Here is a 19769-nt window from a genome sequence, read left to right on the forward strand (position 1 = left end):
GGACGCATGAAACCTTCCGCCATCCTCGAATCGGCCCTCTACGTCACCGATCTGACCGCGGCGGAAGCATTTTATCGCGACATCATCGGCCTCGAGGCGTTGGGCAAGGTCGAGGGCCGCCACGTCTTCTTCCGCTGCGGCAGCGGCGTGCTGCTCATCTTCAACGCCGAGGCGACGAAAATTCCGCCAGCGCCCGACGCCAGACTAAAGGTGCCGCCGCACGGCACGGTCGGTGAAGGCCATCTCTGCTTCACGGCGAGCGCCGAGGAGATCGCCCGGTGGCGCAAGCATCTGGCGGCAAGAAACATCGCCATCGAAAGCGATTTCGAATGGCCGCAGGGCGGCCATTCGATCTATATCCGCGACCCATCGGGCAATTCGATCGAGTTCGCCGAGCCAAGGATCTGGGGCCTGTGATGCATTCATTGAACGGACAAAAGATCGTCGTCGCCAGCCACAATGAAGGCAAGCTGCGCGAGTTCGCCGACCTGATGGCGCCGTTCGGCTTCGAAGCGAAATCGGCCAAGGAATACGGCCTGGCGGAACCGGACGAGACCGGCACGACCTTCGAGGAGAACGCCTATATCAAGGCATACGCAGCGGCCAAGGCGACCGGCCTGCCGGCGCTGTCGGACGATTCCGGCCTCTGCGTCGACGCGCTCGATGGCGCGCCCGGCGTCTACACCGCCAACTGGGCCGAGACGCCGGACGGCGCACGCGATTTCGGCATGGCCATGCAGCGCACCGAGGTGGCGCTTCAGGAAGTCGGCGCGACCGAGCCGGCGCAGCGCACTGGCCGCTTCGTCGCCGTCATCTGCCTCGCCTTCCCTGACGGCGAGGCCGAATATTACCGCGGCGAGGCGGAAGGCACGCTGGTGTGGCCGCCGCGCGGCACGCTCGGCTTCGGCTACGATCCGGTGTTCCTGCCCAACGGCTTCGACAAGACGTTCGGCGAGATGAGCGCGGAGCAGAAGCATGGCTGGAAGCCCGGCCAGGCGACGGCGCTTTCGCACCGCGCCCGCGCCTTCCAGAAGTTCGCGCAAGCCCGATTGGATTTGGCTCGCCTGGACCTGGCGCGGCTCGACGCAAGATGATCGGCACCGGCCAGACCATGCCGCTCGACCGCAGCCCCGGCTTCGGCGTCTATATCCATTGGCCGTTCTGCGCGGCCAAATGCCCTTATTGCGACTTCAACAGCCATGTCCGCCACCAGCCGGTCGACCAGGAGCGTTTTGCGCGCGCCTTCGAGACGGAGCTCAAGACCATGCGCGCCCGCACCGGGCCGCGCGAGGTGACCAGCATTTTTCTAGGCGGCGGCACGCCGTCGCTGATGAAGCCGGAAACCGTCGCCGCGGTACTGGAGGCCGTGGCGAGGAACTGGACGGTGCCGGCCGGCATCGAGGTGACGCTGGAGGCGAACCCCTCCTCGGTCGAGGCCGAGCGCTTCCGCGGCTATCGCGCCGCCGGCGTCAACCGCGTGTCGCTGGGCGTCCAGGCGCTGAACGACAAGGACCTGCGCTTCCTCGGCCGGCTGCACAATGTCGAGGAGGCGCTGCACGCGATCGGCCTGGCGCGCGAAATCTTTCCGCGGCTCTCCTTTGATCTCATCTATGCGCGGCCGGGCCAGACGCCCGAGGCCTGGGCTTCGGAGCTCGAAGAGGCGATCGGCCACGCCGCCGACCATCTGTCGCTCTACCAGCTCACCATCGAGGAAGGCACGCCCTTCCATGCGCTGCACGCGGCGCGGAAGTTCGTCATCCCGGACAATGACCAGGCCGCCGATCTCTATGCGCTGACGCAGGAAGTGACGGCGGCGCATGGGCTGCCGGCCTATGAGATCTCCAACCACGCGCGGCCGGGCGCGGAGAGCCGCCACAATCTGACCTATTGGCGCTACGGCGAATATGTCGGCGTCGGGCCGGGCGCGCATGGCCGCTTCGTCGAGAACGGCCGCCGCACGGTGACGATCGCGGAAAGGATGCCGGAAACCTGGCTCAACCTGGTCGAGGCCAAAGGGCATGGCGTCACCGGTGGTGAAGTTCTCACCCGCGCGGAAGAGGCCGACGAGTTTCTGCTCATGGGCTTAAGGCTCGCAGAGGGCATCGACCTCGCGCGCTACGAGGCGCTTTCGGGACGCGGCCTTTCGAGCGCAAGGCTTTCGGTGCTGCAGGAGGAAGGATTGGTGGCGCCGGTCGGCAATGCACGGCTGCGCGCCACGACGGCCGGCATGATCGTGCTGGATGCAGTGGTGGCGGATCTGGCGCGGTAGCATTCCACTGCGGAGTGCAAAACCCATGGCGTCGGCGGGACAGCGCCCCCCTCTGGCCTACCGGCCATCTCCCCCACAAGGGGGGAGATCAGATGTCATGCCGGCTTTCGCCAATCGCCAACGTCGGAAGGACAAGCCGGGCGGCGGAGCTGCCAATCTCCCCCCTTGTGGGGGAGATGTCCGGCAGGACAGAGGGGGGCGCGAAGGAACGCTACATCAGAGGGAGAGCGTCCTGCTATCCAATCACGCATCATGCTTCTGGCGGTGCTTGCCGCGGGTCTTTTCGCCGTGCGCCTCGCCGTCACGCGCCGGCTTGTTGTCGGCCTTGTCGCGGCGGGCGCCGTCCTGGACGGCGATCGGATGTGGGGGAGTGCCCTCGCGGGCGGTTTTGCTTTCAAGTCGGCTGATGAAAATATCGAAGCGATTGGGCATCGTCCGGTCCTGCCTCCTCCGGGGAATCAGGGATTAAATCGACCGGTGCCGGTTTCGTTCCTCACTGTGGCAAAGGCATGGCGATTTCCTTGCCTCGACTTCACGTTTTGCAACCGGCCGTGAGCCATGCCAAACAGATTTTGTTTTTTCGCAATTCCGGCCGGAAAACCGCTACGCACTTTTCCTGGAATTGCTTGGGCGGAGGGTTATCCTTGACCGGCGACAAACGCAGCTACGTGATCGGGCAGACCGAGATTCCGGCCCGGCCTCTCGCGCCTGCGCTCTATCTGGTGGCGACGCCGATCGGCAATCTGGCCGATATCACGCTGCGCGCGCTGGAGACGCTGGCCAGCGCCGACATCGTCGCCTGCGAGGACACGCGCGTCTCGCGCGTGCTGCTCGAACGCTACGGCATCCGGCGGCGCACCACGTCCTATCACGAGCACAATGCCGCCGAGGCCGGACCGAAGCTGATCGAGGCGTTGGCGGCCGGGCAGAGCGTGGCGTTGATCTCCGATGCCGGCACGCCGCTGGTTTCCGATCCCGGCTACCGGCTGGTCGGCGAGGCGCTGGAACGCGGCATTCGCGTCGTGCCGGTGCCGGGGCCGTCGGCGGCGCTCGCGGCGCTGACCGCCTCCGGCCTGCCTTCGGACGCCTTCCTGTTCGCCGGTTTCTTACCTGCGAAAGCTGGCCAGCGGCTGACCAAGCTCGAAAGCTTCAAGCAGGTACCGGCGACGCTGATCTTCTTCGAGTCGCCGCGGCGCCTTGCCGAAACGCTCGGCGCCATGGTCGAGGCGCTCGGCGGCGCGCGCAAGGCCGCGATCGGGCGCGAGCTGACCAAGGCCTTCGAGGAGATGCGGACCGGCACACTCGCCACGCTCGCCGGTCACTACGCGGCCGCCGACACGCCGAAGGGCGAGATCGTCATCTGCGTCGGCCCGCCCGAAGCGGCGGAGGATCAGCCGGCCGATATCGACCGGCTGCTGTTGTCTTTAGCCGCCGAAATGCCTGCCTCCAAGGCGGCGGCCGAAGCGGCGAAGATGACCGGCGGCCAGAAGCAGGCGCTCTACCGGCGGCTGCTCGAGCTCAGGGACAGACCATGATCCCGAACCGCAGGTCCGCGTCAGCGAAAAGTGGAAGCCGGTTTTAGCATTCGCTGACCTTCGGTTCGGAAAAGATCATGGTCAAACAAAGAGAAGACGGCGATGGCTGAACGCACTGTCGGCCACCGGCGAAAAGCCTATCGGCGCGGCCATCGCGGCGAATGGCTGGCGGCGCTGGCGCTGATGCTGAAGGGCTACCGCATCCTTGCCCGCCGTCACCGCACCAAGCTCGGCGAGATCGACCTGATCGCAAGGCGCGGCGATCTGGTGCTGTTCGTCGAGGTCAAGGCGCGCCGCACGCTGATCGAGGCGATGGAGGCGATCGCCCACGCCTCTGAACGACGTATCGAAGGCGCGGCCGACCTCTGGCTGTCGCGCCAGCCGGATTACGGCCGGCTTTCAATACGTTTCGACATGGTGGCGGTGCTGCCCTGGCGCTGGCCGGTGCATGTCGAGAATGCGTTTTATGGAAGGAATTGAGGGGTTTTACCCTCCCCCTTGCGGGGAGGGTCGGCGAGCAGCCGACGCGAAGCGTCGGTGCGAACCGGGGCGGGGGTATGGCGCCGCCCCACCCCGATCCGCTCTGCGGATCGACCCTCCCCGCAAGGGGGAGGGTAAGGCTCAGCCCCAGATCATCAGCGCCACCAGTCCGAGCCCGCCGACCACAAGCCGCCACCAGCCAAACAGCGAGTAGCCCTTGCGCGAGACGTAATCGAGCAGGAAGCGCACCACGATCAGGGCGCTGACGAAGGCGGCGACGAAGCCGACGGCGATGATCGGCAGGTCGGCCGAGGTCAGCACGTTGCGGTTCTTGAACAGGTCGTAGGCGAAGGCGCCGACCATGGTCGGCATGGCGAGGAAGAAGGAGAACTCCGCCGCCGCGCGCTTGTCGACGCCCAAAAGCAGCGCGCCTACGATGGTCGAGCCGGAGCGCGAAGTGCCGGGGATCAGCGACAGGCACTGGAACAGCCCGATCTGCAGGTAGAGCCTGGTCGGGAAACGCTCGACGTCGCGATAGACCGGCTTCAAATTCATGCGGTCGACGGCGAGCAGCACGACGCCGCCGATGATCAGCATGATGCAGATCAGCCGCGGCGATTCGAACAGGAAGGTCTTGATGAAATCATGCGCCAGCGCGCCGATGACCGCCGCCGGCAGGAAGGCGATCAGGATGCCGATGACGAAATGCCGGGTCAGCCGGTCATGCGGCAGCTCGAGCAGCATTTTCCAGAGGCGGCGGAAATAGACGCTGAGGATCGCCAGGATCGCGCCGAGCTGGATCAGGATCTCGAAAGCCTTGCCGGTGGAATGGAAGCCGAGGAAGTGGCCGGCGAGCAGGATATGGCCGGTCGAGGAGACCGGGATGAATTCGGTCAGGCCCTCCAGCAGCCCAAGCAGCAGTGCTTCGACGATGGTCTGGCTTTCCATTGGCAACCTCTGCTTTCATGTGACGGCTACGGGAAGGGCTTGCTTGTCATGGCGCGGAAGTGCCCCTATAGGTCGCAACACATGACATCCCCTGGAATCGGGCGGCCAAGACTTACCGGCGCCGGAAACGATTCGCCAGTGCGCCCTATCATCGCGGAACCATGCTGACGCTTTTCCACCATCCGATGTTCGCCACCTGCCGGTTCGTGCGCCTCGCCTTCGGCGAGTATGGCGAGGAACTGGCGCTGATCGAAGAAAAGCCCTGGACGCGGCGCAAGGAGTTCCTGGCGCTGAACCCGGCCGGCACGCTGCCGATCCTGCTGGCCGAAGGCGACGTGCCGATCGTCGGCGCCATGGTGATCGCCGAATATCTCGACGAGACGCGCGGGGTGCTCAAGCGCGACAAGCGGCTGTTCGCCGAAGACCCGATGCAGCGCGCCGAGATCCGCCGGCTGACCGACTGGTATCTCAGCAAGGCCGAAAGCGAGGTCACCCGCCACCTGGTGCGCGAGCGGGTGCTGAAGCCGGTCATGCCGGAGACGGCGGGCGGCGGCTCGCCCGATTCGGCGGCGATCCGCGCCGCGCGCGCCAACATCCGCCAGCACATGAAATACACCAACTGGCTGGCCGGCACGCGCCATTGGCTGGCCGGCAACAAGGTGACCTATGCCGACCTCGCCGCGGCGGCGACGCTTTCGGTGCTCGACTATCTCGGCGAGATCGACTGGCGCGAGCATGCCGCCGCGCGCGAATGGTACACGCGCGTCAAATCACGGCCGTCCTTCCGGCCGCTGCTCACCGATCGGGTGCGCGGCCTGTCGCCGGTATCGCACTATGCGGACCTCGACTTCTGATAGAACCCGACTGCGCGCGCTGATCGACGCGGAGGCGCGCCGCGCCGGCTTCGAGGCGATCGCGGTGACCAGGCCGGACGCGATCCCGCTGGCGCCGGCGCGCCTGGCGGAGTTCGTCGCCGACGGTTTTCATGGCTCGATGGACTGGATCGCCGAGACGGTTCTGCGCCGCGCCCAGCCCTCGACGCTGTGGCCTGAGGTGCGCTCGATCATCGTCCTGGCCATGAACTACGGTCCCGACCGCGAGCCGCGCGATGTCCTCGAAAAACGCGATCGCGGCGCGATCTCCGTCTATGCGCAAAACCGCGACTATCACGACGTGATGAAGGGCCGGCTGAAGGAGATCGCCGGCAAGATCGTGGCGCGGGCGGGAGGCGACGTCAAAGTCTTCGTCGATACGGCGCCGGTGATGGAAAAGCCGCTTGCCGAAGCCGCCGGGCTCGGCTGGCAGGGCAAGCACACCAATCTGGTGAGCCGCGTGCATGGCTCGTGGCTGTTCCTCGGCACCATCTTCACGACGGCCGAGCTCGAGCCGGACAAGGCGGAAATCGACCATTGCGGCTCCTGCCGCGCCTGCCTCGACGTCTGCCCGACCGATGCCTTCCCGGCGCCTTACCGGCTCGATGCGCGGCGCTGCATTTCCTACCTGACCATCGAGAACAAGGGACCGATCCCAGTCGAATTCCGCGAGAAGATCGGCAATCGCATCTATGGCTGCGACGATTGCCTCGCCGTCTGTCCCTGGAACAAGTTCGCCAGCGTTGCCGCGGAAGCCAAGCTCGCCGCGCGCGACGACCTGCGCGAGCCGCCGCTGTCGAAGCTTTTGCTCCTCGACGGCGCGGCGTTCCGCGCCTTCTTCTCCGGCTCGCCGATCAAGCGCATCGGCCGCGACCGCTTTGTCCGCAACGTGCTCATCGCCGCCGGCAACTCCGGCGATGCTTCGCTGACCCGGATCGTGCGCGGCCTGCTCGACGATAGCTCGCCGCTGGTGCGGGGTGCGGCAGTATGGGCGCTATCGCGACTGATGCCCGCGCGCGATTTTGCGGCGCGCGCCGCATCGGCCTTGCAGACCGAAGGCGACGCAACGGTGCGCGACGAATGGTTCTTGGTGCTGTCTGATCCCACAAAGGATCATTGAAAGAGTTCATCGATGGGCGAAAGACGCTTCTTCATCTTCGGCGCCGGCTATTCCGGCAAGGCCTTTGCGCGCGCCAACGAGCTCGGCGCGCCGATCTTCGGCACGACGCGCTCGCCGGACAAGTTCGAGGCGCTGCGGCAGGCGGGCATCGAGCCGCTGCGCTTCGACGGTTCGCTGACGCCCGAGATCAGCGACGCGCTCCGGCAGACCACGCATCTCATCGTCTCGGTCGCGCCGGACGAAGCGGGCGATCCGGTGCTCGCCGCCGCGGGCGGGACGATCCGGGCAAACATGCCGGCGCTGGAATGGATCGGCTACCTTTCCACCGTCGGCGTCTATGGCGATCATGGCGGCGCCTGGGTGGACGAGGGCGCCGACTGCAAACCGGCGTCGAAGCGTTCGGTGATGCGGGTGGCGGCCGAACAGGAATGGCTGGCTCTTGGCCGGGAAATCGGAAAACCGGTGGCGATCCTGCGGCTTTCCGGTATTTACGGCCCGGGCCGCAACGCCCTGGTCAATCTCGAAGACGGCACCGCGCGGCGGCTGGTCAAGAAGGATCAGGTCTTCAACCGCATCCATTGCGACGACATCGCGGGCGCGCTCTGGCAGCTGGCCGGGAAAAATCTCGGCGGCATTTTCAACATCACCGACGACGAGCCGGCGCCGCCGCAGGATGTCGTCGCCTATGCCGCCGGACTGATGGGCGTCGAGCCGCCGCCGGAAATTCCTTTCGAGACCGCCCAACTTTCGCCCATGGCGCGTTCCTTCTATGGCGAGAACAAGCGCGTCGCCAACAAAGCGATCAAGACGGCCGGCTACAGCTTCCGCTTCCCGACCTATCGGGTGGCGCTGGAGCGGATGTGGGCCGACGGCAACTGGCGGGACGGGGAGCCGCGCAGCCCGATGAAACGCTCGTGATCGAAGCGAGGCGCGCGACATGGTATGATTCGCGCCTGAAGCATATCGCCGATATTGCGTCGCGCCGCTGGAGAGGGGACCCGACCTGATGATGTTGCGATCGCTGCCCGACAGGAAGCCGTTCCTGACCGCCGCGCTTGCGCTGGTGACGTTGGCCGCGCTGGCCGCGGCCGCGATCTCGGCCGAACCGCGCGCAAAAGACCTGTTCGGCGCCACGAAGCTGCCGGCGGTGGCGCCGGCGCAATCCTTCGGCTTCTACTCCAAGGGCTGCTTCACCGGCGGCGTCGCCCTGCCGATGGACGGCCCGGCCTGGGAGGTGATGCGCCCGTCGCGCAACCGCCGCTGGGGCCATCCGGCTATGGTCGCGCTGATCGAGAAGCTCGCAAGAGATGCCCAGGCGGACGGCTGGCCGGGGCTTCTGGTCGGCGACGTCTCGCAGCCGCGCGGCGGGCCGATGATGACCGGCCACGCATCGCACCAGATCGGCCTCGACGCCGACATCTGGCTGACGCCGATGCCGCGGCGGCCGCTGACGTTTGCCGAGCGCGAGACCATGAGCGCGACGCTGATGGTCGACGAGAAGACGCATCTGGTGAAGGAGGCGCTGTGGACGCCGGCGCATACGCGGCTGCTGAAGCGCGCGGCAAGCTATCCGGAGGTCGAGCGCATCCTGGTCAATCCGGGCATCAAGAAGAGGCTTTGCGACACCGTCACCGGCGACCGCTCCTGGCTGCGCAAGATCCGCCCGTTCTGGGGCCACGACTATCATTTCCACATGCGCATCGGCTGCCAGCCGGGCTCGCCCGGCTGCAAGGCGCAGGAGGCGACGCCGGACGACGACGGCTGCGGCAAGCCGCTGGCCTGGTGGTTCACCGAGGAGCCGTGGCGCCCGAACAAGAACCCGGATGCGCCGAAGGCCCGCGACCTGATGACGATGGCCAATTTGCCGAGGGAATGCCAGGCGGTGCTCGCCGCGGCGGACGCGCCTTCGCTGGAGGCCGTGACCTATCATGGCGGCAGCGCGGCGGCGGTCGCGGTGGCCGAACCGCCCGCGGCCGAACCGGCCGAGACGATTTCCGACGCCGCGCTTCCCGCGGCGGCAAGCGCCTTCGCACCGACACCGAAAATCGGCATTCCGCTGCCGCGGCCGAGACCGGGGAACTGAGGCCAGGGCATTCTTCGGCCCGGCCAATTGTCGAAGTTGGCGCCGCCCCTCATTGCCATGCCGGCATTTCTCTCCGCCAACGGCAGGGCAATTGCATATGGCGCACCCCTCTCCGTCTCGGCTTCGCCGAGCCATCTCTCCCCCACTTCGTGGCGGCGAGGAACCCAAGCGTTTCAAGGCCGCGCCCTCGGCGATTGGCTTTCCTCGCCCCCGTGAAACGGGGGAGAGATGCCGCGAAGCGGCCGGAGAGGGGGCTGGCGCCGACATATGCGATTGCCCTGGAACTGGCGCCAACCGGCTTTCCCTTTGCAAGCCCATGCGCTAGTTCAACCAACAGACAGGCGGCCGGAACGGGACGAGCAAATAGCATGGCAGGCGAAGACGACACAGCGCTGCGGTTTCCGGTCCTGATCGGCGACATCGGCGGCACCAATGCACGCTTCTCGATCGTGCTCGACGCCAATTCGGAAGCGACCGAGCCGCAGATCGTCCAGACGGCCAATTTCAGGACCATCGATGAGGCGATCCAGGCGGCGGTGCTCGACCGCTCGTCGGTCCAGCCGCATTCGGCGGTGCTGGCGGTGGCCGGGCCGGTCGACGGCGACGAGATCCGGCTCACCAACTGCCCCTGGGTGGTCAAGCCGCACCAGATGTTTGCCAATCTGGGCTTGAGCGAGATCGTCGTGCTCAACGATTTCGAGGCGCAGGCGCTCGCCGTCGTGGCGCTCGGCGAGGAGCATATGGAAAAGATCGGCGGCGGCACGCCCGAACCGAGCGCGGGGCGGGTCGTGCTCGGCCCCGGAACCGGGCTCGGTGTCGCCGGGCTGATCTACGCGCTTCGCCACTGGATACCGGTGCCGGGCGAGGGCGGGCATATGGACATCGGCCCGCGCACGCCGCGCGACTTCGAGGTGTTCCCGCATATCGAGAAGCTCGAAGGCCGCATCTCCGGCGAGCAGATCCTGTGCGGCCGCGGGCTGGTCAACCTCTATCGCGCCGTCGCCAAGGCCGACGCCAAGGCGGCACCCTTCACCACGCCGGCCGATATCACCGCGACCGCGCTCGCCAAATCCGATCCGGTGGCTGAGGAAGCCCTGGAACTGTTCGTCACCTGCCTTGGCCGCACCGCCGGCGACCTGGCGCTGGTGTTCATGAGCCGCGGCGGCGTATTCTTGACCGGCGGCATCGCGCAGAAGATCGTGCCGGCGCTGAAAGCCGGCAATTTCCGCGCCGCCTTCGAGGACAAGGCGCCGCACAGCGCGCTGATGCGGGCGATGCCGGTCTATGTGATCACCCACCCGCTGGCCGCGCTTCTCGGGCTGGCCGCCTATGCCAGGACCCCGTCGCTGTTCGGCGTCCAGACCGCGGGACGGCACTGGCGGGCGTGATCTTTCACGTCTTTCGGACCGCAACCGGGGGACACGTCGTGAACCGCGACGAAGTTTCGCCATAGGCAAGCTGCGACGAGGACGCTAAGAGGGGTGCCGAGTTGCAGCCATGCTGCGAAGCCGAACGAAAATCACGGAACAAATCCCGATTTGAACCAGTCGCTTCAACATCAAGCGAAGCCCTCGCCGGGCGAAACCTGGGCGATCCTGCGCCGCATCATCGCCGAGAACGGCCGCGAATACCGCTGGTCCTATGTCGTCGCCATCTCCTGCTCGCTGGTCGTTTCGGCCACGACGGCCTTCGCCGCCTGGATCATGAGCCCGGTGGTCAACCAGATCTTCTACGATCGGCGCGGCGATCTGATCTTTGCGATCTGCGCCGGCATCATGGCGTCCTTCGTGCTGCGCGGGCTTGCCACCTATGGCCAGGCGGTGACGCTGTCCAAGATCGGCAACAATCTGGTGGCCCGCTACCAGCGCCGCATCTTCGACCATCTGATGAGGCTCGGCGTCGGCTTCTTCACCGACACGCGTTCCGGGCAGCTCGCGGCGCGGGTCAACGAGAACATCAACGGCATCCGTGACCTGCTGTCGATGACGCTGACCTCGATCGCGCGCGATGCGGTGTCGCTGGTCGGCCTGATCGGCGTCATGATCTATCAGGATCCGCTGCTGTCGCTTTCCTCGCTGCTGATCGGACCGCCGCTGATCTGGGCCGTCGTCTATCTGCAGCGCCGCGTGCGCCGCATCTCGCGCGAATCCGTGCAGATCAACTCGCGGCTGATCGGCGCCATGCAGGAAGCGACGCAGGGCATCGCCATCGTGAAGGCCTTCACGATGGAGGAGGAGCTGTCGCGCCGCATCGGCAAGCTTTCCGAAAGCGCCGAGCAGCGGGGCAACAAGATCGCGCGCGTGTCGGAGCGGCTGACGCCGATTTCCGATCTGCTGGCCGGCCTCGCCGTTACTGGCGTGATCGCCTATTCCGGCTACCGGGCGCTGGTGCTCGGGCAGCCGCCGGGAGCGGTCTTTTCCTTCATCACCGCGCTGATCCTTGCCTACGATCCGGCAAGGCGCCTGGCGCGCACGCAGGTCGGCATGGAGCGGTCGCTGGTCAACGCGCGCATGATCTACGAACTGCTCGACCTCGAGCCGCAGCAGGGCGACGCGCCCGGCGCGGTCGAAGCCAGAATCACCAGCGGCGAAGTGCGCTTCGACAATGTCACCTTCGGCTACGCCGAGGACATGCCGGTGCTCAGGAGCCTGAGCTTCACCGCCGCCGCCGGCAAGGTGACGGCGATCGTCGGCGCCTCCGGCGCCGGCAAGTCGACACTGGTGGCGCTGCTGCAGCGCTTCTATGATGTCGATAGCGGCAGCATCGAAGTCGACGGCCAGGACATTGCCAAGGTGACCAAGCAGTCGCTGCGCGGCTCGATCGCCTATGTCTCGCAGGCGCCCTATCTGTTCGAAGGCACGATCCGCGACAACATCCGCTATGGCCGGCTGTCGGCCAGCGACGCCGAGATCGAGCAAGCGGCCAGCCAGGCCGCCGCCGACGAATTCATCCGCCAGCAGCCGCAAGGCTACGACACGCCGGTCGGCGAGAACGGCGTGACGCTGTCCGGCGGCCAGCGCCAGCGCGTCTCGATCGCCCGGGCCATCGTGCGCCAGGCGCCGATCCTTCTGCTCGACGAGGCGACCTCGGCGCTCGACAACGAGGCGGAAGCGCGCGTCCAGGAAGCGCTGACCCATGTCATGCAAGGGCGCACCACCATCGTGATCGCGCACCGGCTGTCGACGGTGGTCAATGCCGACCACATCATCGTGCTGGAAGAAGGCAGGCTGGTCGAGGAAGGCACGCATGCCTCGCTAATGGCCGATCCGCACAGCGTCTATGCCCGCTTCCACCGGGTGCAGGGCAAGAAGGGGCTGGGGCTTGTCGATGACGCCAAGGCGAGCCAGACTTCGGGCCAAACTCCGTTGCCGCGCAGCCGCGCGAAAAAGGCCGTCGGGAGAAACGCATGAGCGAAACGGGCGATATGGGCCTGGTGGTGGTCGGCGCTGCCGGCCGGATGGGCCAGACGCTGATCCGCGCCATCCACACGATCCCCGGCGCGCGCGTCGCCGGTGCTGTCGAGCGGCCGGGTTCGCCGTATCTCGGCAAGGATGCAGGCGAGCTTGCCGGCATCGGCATCATCAACGTGCCGATCGTCGACGACCCGCTGCCGGCCTTCGCCAAGGCGGACGGCGTGCTCGACTTCACCGCGCCCAGGGCGAGCGTTGAATTCGCCGGCTACGCCGCGCAGGCGCGCATCGTCCATGTCATCGGCACGACCGGCTGCTCGGCCGACGACGACGCGAAGATCGCGGCGGCGGCCCGCCATGCGACAATCGTCAAATCCGGCAATATGAGCCTCGGCGTCAATCTTCTGGCGGTGCTGGTGGAACAGGCGGCACGCGCGCTCGAGCCGCAAGATTTCGACATCGAGATCCTGGAGATGCATCACAAGCACAAGGTCGACGCCCCCTCCGGCACGGCACTGCTGCTCGGCGAAGCGGCGGCGAAGGGCAGGGAGATCGCGCTGAAGGATAACAGCGTGCGGGTGCGCGACGGCCACACCGGCGTGCGCAAGCCCGGCACAATCGGCTTCGCCACGCTGCGCGGCGGTTCGGTGGTCGGCGAGCACAGCGTCATCATCGCCGGCACCGGCGAGCGCATCACGCTCTCGCACCAGGCCGAGGACCGGGCGATCTTTGCCCGCGGCGCCGTGAAGGCGGCGCTTTGGGCGCGCGGCAGGAAACCCGGACTTTATTCCATGCGGGACGTGCTCGGCCTGAGCTGAGCACCCCAAAATCTGTCTTTACGCAATTCCGGACGGAAAACCGCAACACGCTTTTCCCGGAATTGCTTCAACGAAGGAGCAAACATGTCGGGAACTCTCGTGCTCGTGCGCCACGGCCAGAGCGAATGGAACCTGAAGAACCTGTTCACCGGCTGGCGCGATGTCGGGCTGACCGAGCAGGGCACCGCGGAAGCGCTTGCCGCAGGCGAAAAACTCAAGGCGCGCGGCCTGAAGTTCGATGTCGCCTTCACCTCGGCGCTGAAGCGGGCGCAGACGACCTGCCAGCACATCCTCGACGTGGTCGGCCAGAGCGACCTCGAGACGATCCGCGACCAGGCGCTCAACGAGCGTGACTATGGCGACCTCTCCGGCCTCAACAAGGACGACGCGCGCAAGAAGTGGGGCGAAGAGCAGGTGCATATCTGGCGCCGCTCCTATGACGTCGCGCCGCCCGGCGGCGAGAGCCTGAAGGACACCGGCGCGCGCGTGTGGCCCTATTACCTGCACGACGTGCAGCCGCATGTGCTGCGCGGCGAGACGGTGCTGGTGGCCGCGCACGGCAATTCGCTGCGCGCGCTGATCATGGCGCTGGACGGCAAGTCGGGCGAGGAGATCGTCAAGCTCGAGCTCGGCACCGGCGTGCCGGTCATCTACAAGCTCAACGCCGATTCGACCGTGGCCAAGAAGGAAGTGCTGGAAGGGTGAGGGCTATTCGCAACTCGCTCCGCCGAAGCGGGGAGCGAGTTGTAACGCCAAGCCCGCCCGGCAAGCATTGTCGGGTCTCGAAAAAAGCGCGTTGACACATATCGTTTGCCCGCTTACATGAGCGCCCACCAGCCCAGATGGCGGAATTGGTAGACGCGCACGGTTCAGGTCCGTGTTCCGCAAGGAGTGGAGGTTCGAGTCCTCTTCTGGGCACCAAATTCCCGCTTCAGACGATCTGACGCGATGAGCAAAAAGCCCGGATTTTCCGGGCTTTTTTGTGCCTTGCAACTCGTCTCGAGTTGAACCGTTCCTAACTTGTCGGTCAACCGAGGCTAGGTGATGCCCAAGCCGTTCAAGGAGTGGAAGGTTCTGCCGCATGGCAGGCTCACTCCTGTCGACGACAATATTCTGACGGTGACCGGCGACATACCGATGCCAGTCGGCAACATGACACGGCGCATGACCGTGGTGCGATTGCGCGACCAACGGCTCGTCATCTTCAGCGCCATCGCGCTCGACGACCAGCAGATGCGCGCGATCGAGGCCTTTGGCCAGCCGGCCTTCCTGATCGTCCCTAATGATCATCACCGGCTCGATGCAAAGCCATGGAAGAATCGTTATCCCGCCCTTGAGGTGATTGCATCGCCGGGCGCGCTCAACAGCGTCGGGAAGGCGGTACATGTCGATGCGACACGCGGCGACTTTGGCGATCCCGACGTCAAGCTCATCGCCGTCCCCGGAACCGGCGATCGCGAGGCGGCGCTGCAAGTTGACGGACCAAACGGCACGACGCTCGTTCTCAACGATATCGTCGGCAACATCCGCGACGCATCTGGCTTTGCAGGCTGGGCGTTGCGCATGATGGGATTTGCCGGTGATGAGCCGCATATACCCTGGCCGGTCAAGCTGACGATGGTCACCGACAAGGCGGCACTCGCAGCGCAGTTCAGACGATGGGCGGAACAACCGGCGCTCAAGCGCATCCTTGTCTCGCATGGCTCCGTCATCGCCGATGATCCGCAAGGGGCGCTGCGCAAGCTGGCGACGTCGCTCGGATAGCGAAAGCATAGCGACCAACCTCCCCTTCCGGCCAGTCTCCGAACAAACCGCTTCAATCCCGGCGACCATGACGCTACGGTCGCCGCATGGCCCCTGCCGTCAGCCCGACCATCGCCGCCCGTCGCGACCAGATGTTTCCCGCCCTCGCCGACGCGGATATCGAACACATGCGCCGCTTCGGCGAAGCGCGAACCTATGCCGCCGGCGAGCATATCGTCACCGCCGGCACGGTGTCGCCCGGGCTGATCGTCATCCTGTCGGGCAAGGTCGAGATCACACAGGCCGGGCTCGGCCCGCGCGAAGCGATCGTCACCCACGGACCGGGCAACTTCATCGGCGAGCTGGCGCAGCTTTCGAGCCGCCCGTCGCTGGTCAATGCCGAAGCAGCCTCGCCGGTCGAGGCCATCGTCATCCCCTCGCAGCGGCTGCGCGACCTGATGGTGCAGGAGGCGAACCTCGGCGAGCGCGTCATGCGCGCGCTGATCCTGCGCCGCGTCGGCCTGCTTGAAAGCGGCGTCAGCGGGCCGGTGATCATCGGCCCGCCCGGCAATGGCGACGTGCTGCGGCTTGAGGGTTTTCTGCGGCGCAGCGGATTACCGCACCGGGCGCTCGATTCCGACACCGACCCCTGCGCCAAGACGCTGATCGAGCGTTTCCGTGTCGATCCGCACCATCTGCCGATCGTGCTCTGCCCGAACGGCAAGCTGCTGCACAATCCGGGCGAAAGCGATCTCGCCCGCTGCGTCGGGCTGCTGAGGCCGGTCGATGCCAGCAAGATCTACGACGTGGCGATTGTCGGCGCCGGCCCCGCGGGGCTTGCGGCCGCGGTCTATGCCGCCTCCGAAGGGCTGTCGACGATCGTGCTCGACTGCCGCGCCTTCGGCGGGCAGGCGGGCGCTTCCGCACGTATCGAGAACTATCTCGGCTTCCCGACCGGCATCACGGGCATGGCGCTGATGGCGCGCGCCTACAACCAGGCGCAGAAGTTCGGTGTCGAGATGGTGATCCCCGACGAGGTGAAGCTGCTCGGCGCCGCCGACGACATGTCCGGCTACAGGCTCTATGTCGGCGACGGCGAGACGGTGCGCACGCGCACGGTGGTGATCGCCAGCGGGGCGCGCTACCGCCGCCTCGATGTCGCCAACCTTGCAGAGTTCGAGGGCACGTCCGTGCATTATTGGGCCTCGCCCATCGAAGCGCGGCTTTGCCGGGACCAGGAAGTGGCGCTTGTCGGCGCCGGCAATTCGGCCGGCCAGGCGGCGGTCTATCTGGCGAGCCAGGTGCGCAAGGTGACGCTTCTGGCGCGCCGCGACAGCCTCAATGCCACCATGTCGCGCTACCTGGTCGAGCGCATCGAGGCGCAGCCGAACATCGAGGTGCAGCCCGAGACCGAGATCGTGGCGCTCGACGGCCACGACGGCAATCTCGACCATGTACGCTGGCGCAACCGGGCAGCCGGCGTCGAGACGACGCGCCCCATCCGCCACCTCTTCCTGTTCATCGGCGCCGATCCGAACACCGACTGGCTGGCGAAATGCAATGTGGCGCTCGACGCCAAGGGTTTCATCCGCACCGGACCGGACGTGGCGCCGGGACACGGCCTGATGGAAACGAGCCGCGCCGGCGTGTTCGCCATCGGCGACGTGCGCTGCGGCTCGACCAAGCGCGTCGCCGCCGCCGTCGGCGAAGGCGCCCAGGTGGTGGCGGCATTGCATGCCTATCTTGCGCGGAACGGCCGCGCGGCTTGAATCGACTGACCGTGCCGAACCGGCGAGGAGATCGTGATGGACGAATGCAGGCATACGGACGGCATCAAGGACGTGACGCCGAGCGCGCTCGGCTGCGAGGAATGCCTGAAGAGCGGATCGTGGTGGGTGCATCTCAGGCTCTGCCGCACCTGCGGCCATGTCGGCTGCTGCGACGACTCGCCCAACCGCCACGCCACCAAGCATTTCCACGCCACAAGCCACCCGGTCATCGAGGGCTACGATCCGCCGGAGGGCTGGGGCTGGTGCTTTATCGACGAGGTGTTCATCGACCTCGGCGAGCGCACGACGCCGCAGAACGGCCCGATCCCGCGCTTTGTTTGAAGGCGGTGTGCTGCGGAATGGCGTGAACAAAGTTACGTCAGCCCGAGAAAATGCTCTGCAAAGAAGGAGTTTTGGGGCCTGTTGGTCGCTACACCAGGCTCGATGCTCCGTTGACAAAGTCAGTTAGCGTGGCCATGCTTGTGAGAGCGGAGGAGTCTCCCGCACCGTCCACAATGGTGAAGCCTTCGGGGCAAGTACATTTCGAGAACCTCGGCACTCTTTCGAAGTGCGCCGCGGAGTTGAGTGGACCAACTCGCATCAGGCGCTATTGAGAGAGATGAGCATGAGACTTTTTTTTCCGAATCCCACGCGACCCAAGAAAGCAGCCAAGCTAATTGCGGACAAACTTGGCCTGCGCCTCTCTTCCGTACACCACGGTATCGCCCGTGCATGTGGATATACGGACTGGTACGAATTCAACCGTAACTTGAGTGCCAGCGCGCCGAGCCCACTGGACCAAGAACTAAGTCACTCCGAGTTTATCGAACGGCAAAGCTATCTTAGCTTAGCACTCGCGCACGAGTTGGCCGTGCCGGACGGAGACGCCCAATATGCTCTCTCGGTTGCACGACTAACCGGTGACAGGCAGCCACTTTTGGGTGATCAAATCGCTATACGCCTGAAATGTTGGCAAATGTCAGTTCTGCCACTAGCTGATGCACGCACGCGTGGGGCGATGGGTAAGTTGAAGACCCGAGGCCGCAATGGCGAACCTGTTATCCTGCTTAACTACGGACGGCCCACGCAGGTCGTCACACATCAAGAAGTTACGACAATTGCAGATTTTGAATACGTGACTCCCCGCGCTGCATTACCCTTGTTCCTGCCAATGCGCCTCTATCTTCCCTACGGCTATTGGACCGAACAAGACGGCGCCGAGGTGTTCTTCTCTCGAGACTATAAGCCTATGTGGCGCATTCGCACCGATGGCGATGTTGAGCGCCTAGAGCCTTGGCTCTGGATCAAAGTCCATGGGGAGACTCATCTCTGGGAAGATGTGCGAACGCCTTGGCACTCCCCCGTTTTGAAAACCTCGCTAGAGAAGCTTTTGGCTGACCGGGGACTGCAGGCGCTGCCTATTTTGGCCGACGCGCTTCCTGTCCTAGTCAATGAGACTAATGCGGTCCACCAATACGTGTCCCTGCGCGACGGTATTGACTTGCTGGAACAGGCCCGTAGGCCTGTGCCGGAGGCAGCCGAATAGTTTTCTGGACGTCGACGCGCTCTGCGATCCCGGCGACAGGCATCTTGGGAAGTGGCCAACTGGCGGCCGCCTGGCGGTCATCGCACCGAGCTGGTAACGGTCCGGTCGATGGCGGCGGGATCGCGATCGTTGCCGGCAAGCGCGCCGATGATCAGCAGGCTGACGATGATCGGGACGAACAGAATGGCGACACGCGCCTGCACGTAAAAGATGGCGCGCCATTCATTGCGCTTTTCGGGGCTGTCGTTCATCGCGCTCACTCTGTCCTGCCTCCCGGGACGGGAGATAGTAGCCAAGCGTTAAGCAACCTTTTCCAGAACCGTTAACCGGCGGCCGGCACCGCAAACAATCTGCCGCCGGCCGGCACGACGTCGTCGATGCCGGCGAGCCGCAGGCAGTGCCAGGCCATGGCGTGGTTGGAGGAGGTGACGGGAATGCCGATCCTGCGTTCCAGCCCGGCCACCGCCTCGGCGACGCGCAGGCTGGTGCAGGAGATGAAGATCGCGTCCACACCCGGCGCCGCCGCCATGCGCTCGGCCGCGGCTTCGATCGAATCCAGCGAGATGCGCGCCGCCTCGCGGTCGTCGCGCCGGTCGAAGGTGGCGACGGCGGCGATGCCGAGGCCGCGCCCGGTGAAATAGCGGACAAGGCCCTGGTTGATCTCGGGGGCATAGGGTGTCAACAGCCCGATGCCCCTGGCGCCGAGCGCCCTGAAGGCGGCAAGCGCGCCGGTGACCGGCGTGGTGCAGGCGACACCCGGCCGCGCCTTCCTGATCTCGGCGAAGACGGCCTCCTCGCCGAGCGTCATGGTCGCCGAGGTGCAGCCGAAGCCGACGACGTCGAGTGGAATGCTGGGCAGGATCAGGTCGACGGTCGGCGCGATCCGCGGGCCGATGGCGCGCAGCGTGTCCGGCGTGATGTCGTTGTCGTTGAAGAGACGCGCCTCGTAGAAGGCGACGCCCGGAATGCGCACCAGCGCGCGGAATTCATGCTCCAGCGTCTGGTCGGTGGCGAGGATCGCAAGCCCGATCGCCGCGCGCGAGGCGAGGCCGCCATCGAGCTCGGACGGCAGGACGCCGAGGTCGACCGGTCCCGAAGTTTCAAGGCGGGTAGCAGCTGCGCCGACAGACATGGCATTCCCTCTCAGTTGAACATGATCTTTTCCAAAAATCGGGT

21 protein-coding genes and 1 tRNA gene are annotated in these 19769 nt (G+C 65.8%); 18 read left to right on the plus strand and 4 right to left on the minus strand.

The annotated features are described in order from the left end of the window. Positions 1-6: 6 nt before the first annotated feature. Genes EN874_RS12430 through hemW form a run of 3 tightly spaced genes read left to right on the plus strand, consistent with a single transcriptional unit; the run spans position 7 to position 2269 of the window. Positions 7-417: a VOC family protein gene (locus tag EN874_RS12430; protein WP_127424995.1), complete on the plus strand. Its 411-nt coding sequence runs from the start codon at positions 7-9 to the stop codon at positions 415-417. After that, positions 417-1094, plus strand: a complete 678-nt coding sequence (rdgB, locus tag EN874_RS12435; RefSeq protein WP_127424996.1) for an RdgB/HAM1 family non-canonical purine NTP pyrophosphatase — start codon at positions 417-419, stop codon at positions 1092-1094. The genes EN874_RS12430 and rdgB overlap by 1 nt, the downstream gene beginning before the upstream one ends. Then, a complete protein-coding gene (gene hemW, locus EN874_RS12440) occupies positions 1091-2269 on the plus strand; it encodes a radical SAM family heme chaperone HemW (RefSeq protein ID WP_127424997.1) in 1179 nt (392 codons plus the stop codon). Before rdgB ends, hemW begins: the two co-directional genes overlap by 4 nt. A gap of 243 nt (positions 2270-2512) precedes the next feature. On the opposite strand, the gene EN874_RS12450 is transcribed toward hemW, so the two are convergent. Next, positions 2513-2701: a hypothetical protein gene (locus tag EN874_RS12450; protein WP_127424998.1), complete on the minus strand. Its 189-nt coding sequence runs from the start codon at positions 2699-2701 to the stop codon at positions 2513-2515. 212 nt (positions 2702-2913) lie between these two features. Between EN874_RS12450 and rsmI the strand changes: the two genes are divergently transcribed. Both rsmI and EN874_RS12460 read left to right on the plus strand, forming a co-directional pair. After that, entirely contained in the window at positions 2914-3804 is an 891-nt protein-coding gene (gene rsmI / locus EN874_RS12455; protein WP_168247424.1) for a 16S rRNA (cytidine(1402)-2'-O)-methyltransferase, read from the plus strand. Between the two features lie 102 nt (positions 3805-3906). Next, positions 3907-4284, plus strand: coding sequence for a YraN family protein (locus EN874_RS12460; protein ID WP_127425000.1), 378 nt, complete (start codon positions 3907-3909; stop codon positions 4282-4284). A 141-nt stretch (positions 4285-4425) separates the two neighbouring features. On the opposite strand, the gene EN874_RS12465 is transcribed toward EN874_RS12460, so the two are convergent. After that, entirely contained in the window at positions 4426-5232 is an 807-nt protein-coding gene (locus EN874_RS12465) for an undecaprenyl-diphosphate phosphatase (RefSeq protein ID WP_126086708.1), read from the minus strand. Positions 5233-5393: 161 nt separating this feature from the next. On the opposite strand from EN874_RS12465, the gene EN874_RS12470 reads away from it, so the two are divergent. The 13 genes from EN874_RS12470 (at position 5394) to EN874_RS12530 (ending at position 18593) form a co-directional block, all read left to right on the plus strand. Further along, on the plus strand, positions 5394-6086 hold the full coding sequence (locus tag EN874_RS12470; RefSeq protein WP_126086709.1) for a glutathione S-transferase family protein: 693 nt from the start codon (positions 5394-5396) through the stop codon (positions 6084-6086). Next, on the plus strand, positions 6067-7224 hold the full coding sequence (queG, locus tag EN874_RS12475) for a tRNA epoxyqueuosine(34) reductase QueG (RefSeq protein WP_127425001.1): 1158 nt from the start codon (positions 6067-6069) through the stop codon (positions 7222-7224). The genes EN874_RS12470 and queG overlap by 20 nt, the downstream gene beginning before the upstream one ends. 12 nt (positions 7225-7236) lie before the next feature. Beyond that, positions 7237-8142: an SDR family oxidoreductase gene (locus EN874_RS12480; protein WP_127425002.1), complete on the plus strand. Its 906-nt coding sequence runs from the start codon at positions 7237-7239 to the stop codon at positions 8140-8142. 88 nt (positions 8143-8230) lie between these two features. Beyond that, positions 8231-9307 carry a penicillin-insensitive murein endopeptidase gene (mepA, locus tag EN874_RS12485; RefSeq protein WP_127425003.1) on the plus strand — a complete coding sequence of 359 codons (1077 nt, stop codon included), beginning with the start codon at positions 8231-8233 and terminating at the stop codon, positions 9305-9307. Positions 9308-9675: 368 nt separating this feature from the next. Continuing rightward, on the plus strand, positions 9676-10695 hold the full coding sequence (locus tag EN874_RS12490; protein WP_127425004.1) for a glucokinase: 1020 nt from the start codon (positions 9676-9678) through the stop codon (positions 10693-10695). 150 nt (positions 10696-10845) lie between these two features. Then, positions 10846-12717: an ABC transporter ATP-binding protein gene (locus EN874_RS12495; protein WP_127425005.1), complete on the plus strand. Its 1872-nt coding sequence runs from the start codon at positions 10846-10848 to the stop codon at positions 12715-12717. Then, entirely contained in the window at positions 12714-13535 is an 822-nt protein-coding gene (dapB, locus tag EN874_RS12500; protein WP_127425006.1) for a 4-hydroxy-tetrahydrodipicolinate reductase, read from the plus strand. The genes EN874_RS12495 and dapB overlap by 4 nt, the downstream gene beginning before the upstream one ends. Positions 13536-13619: 84 nt before the next feature. Beyond that, positions 13620-14240, plus strand: a complete 621-nt coding sequence (locus EN874_RS12505) for a 2,3-bisphosphoglycerate-dependent phosphoglycerate mutase (RefSeq protein WP_127425007.1) — start codon at positions 13620-13622, stop codon at positions 14238-14240. 131 nt (positions 14241-14371) lie between these two features. Further along, positions 14372-14456 (plus strand) — tRNA-Leu (locus EN874_RS12510). A gap of 123 nt (positions 14457-14579) precedes the next feature. After that, on the plus strand, positions 14580-15299 hold the full coding sequence (locus EN874_RS12515; protein ID WP_127425008.1) for a hypothetical protein: 720 nt from the start codon (positions 14580-14582) through the stop codon (positions 15297-15299). Positions 15300-15385: 86 nt separating this feature from the next. Then, complete coding sequence (locus tag EN874_RS12520; RefSeq protein ID WP_127425009.1) at positions 15386-17047, plus strand: cyclic nucleotide-binding domain-containing thioredoxin-disulfide reductase; 1662 nt, start codon at positions 15386-15388, stop codon at positions 17045-17047. Between the two features lie 36 nt (positions 17048-17083). Beyond that, complete coding sequence (locus EN874_RS12525; protein WP_126086719.1) at positions 17084-17389, plus strand: UBP-type zinc finger domain-containing protein; 306 nt, start codon at positions 17084-17086, stop codon at positions 17387-17389. A gap of 283 nt (positions 17390-17672) precedes the next feature. After that, positions 17673-18593, plus strand: a complete 921-nt coding sequence (locus EN874_RS12530; protein ID WP_127425010.1) for a hypothetical protein — start codon at positions 17673-17675, stop codon at positions 18591-18593. A 77-nt stretch (positions 18594-18670) separates the two neighbouring features. Here the strand turns inward: EN874_RS12530 and EN874_RS12535 are convergent, their stop codons facing one another. Next, positions 18671-18853, minus strand: a complete 183-nt coding sequence (locus EN874_RS12535; protein WP_168247422.1) for a hypothetical protein — start codon at positions 18851-18853, stop codon at positions 18671-18673. Positions 18854-18915: 62 nt separating this feature from the next. After that, complete coding sequence (locus EN874_RS12540; RefSeq protein WP_127425011.1) at positions 18916-19725, minus strand: Asp/Glu racemase; 810 nt, start codon at positions 19723-19725, stop codon at positions 18916-18918. Between the last annotated feature and the right edge of the window lie 44 nt (positions 19726-19769).

The sequence above is a fragment of the Mesorhizobium sp. M1D.F.Ca.ET.231.01.1.1 genome (assembly GCF_003999155.2).
Lineage (GTDB): Bacteria > Pseudomonadota > Alphaproteobacteria > Rhizobiales > Rhizobiaceae > Mesorhizobium.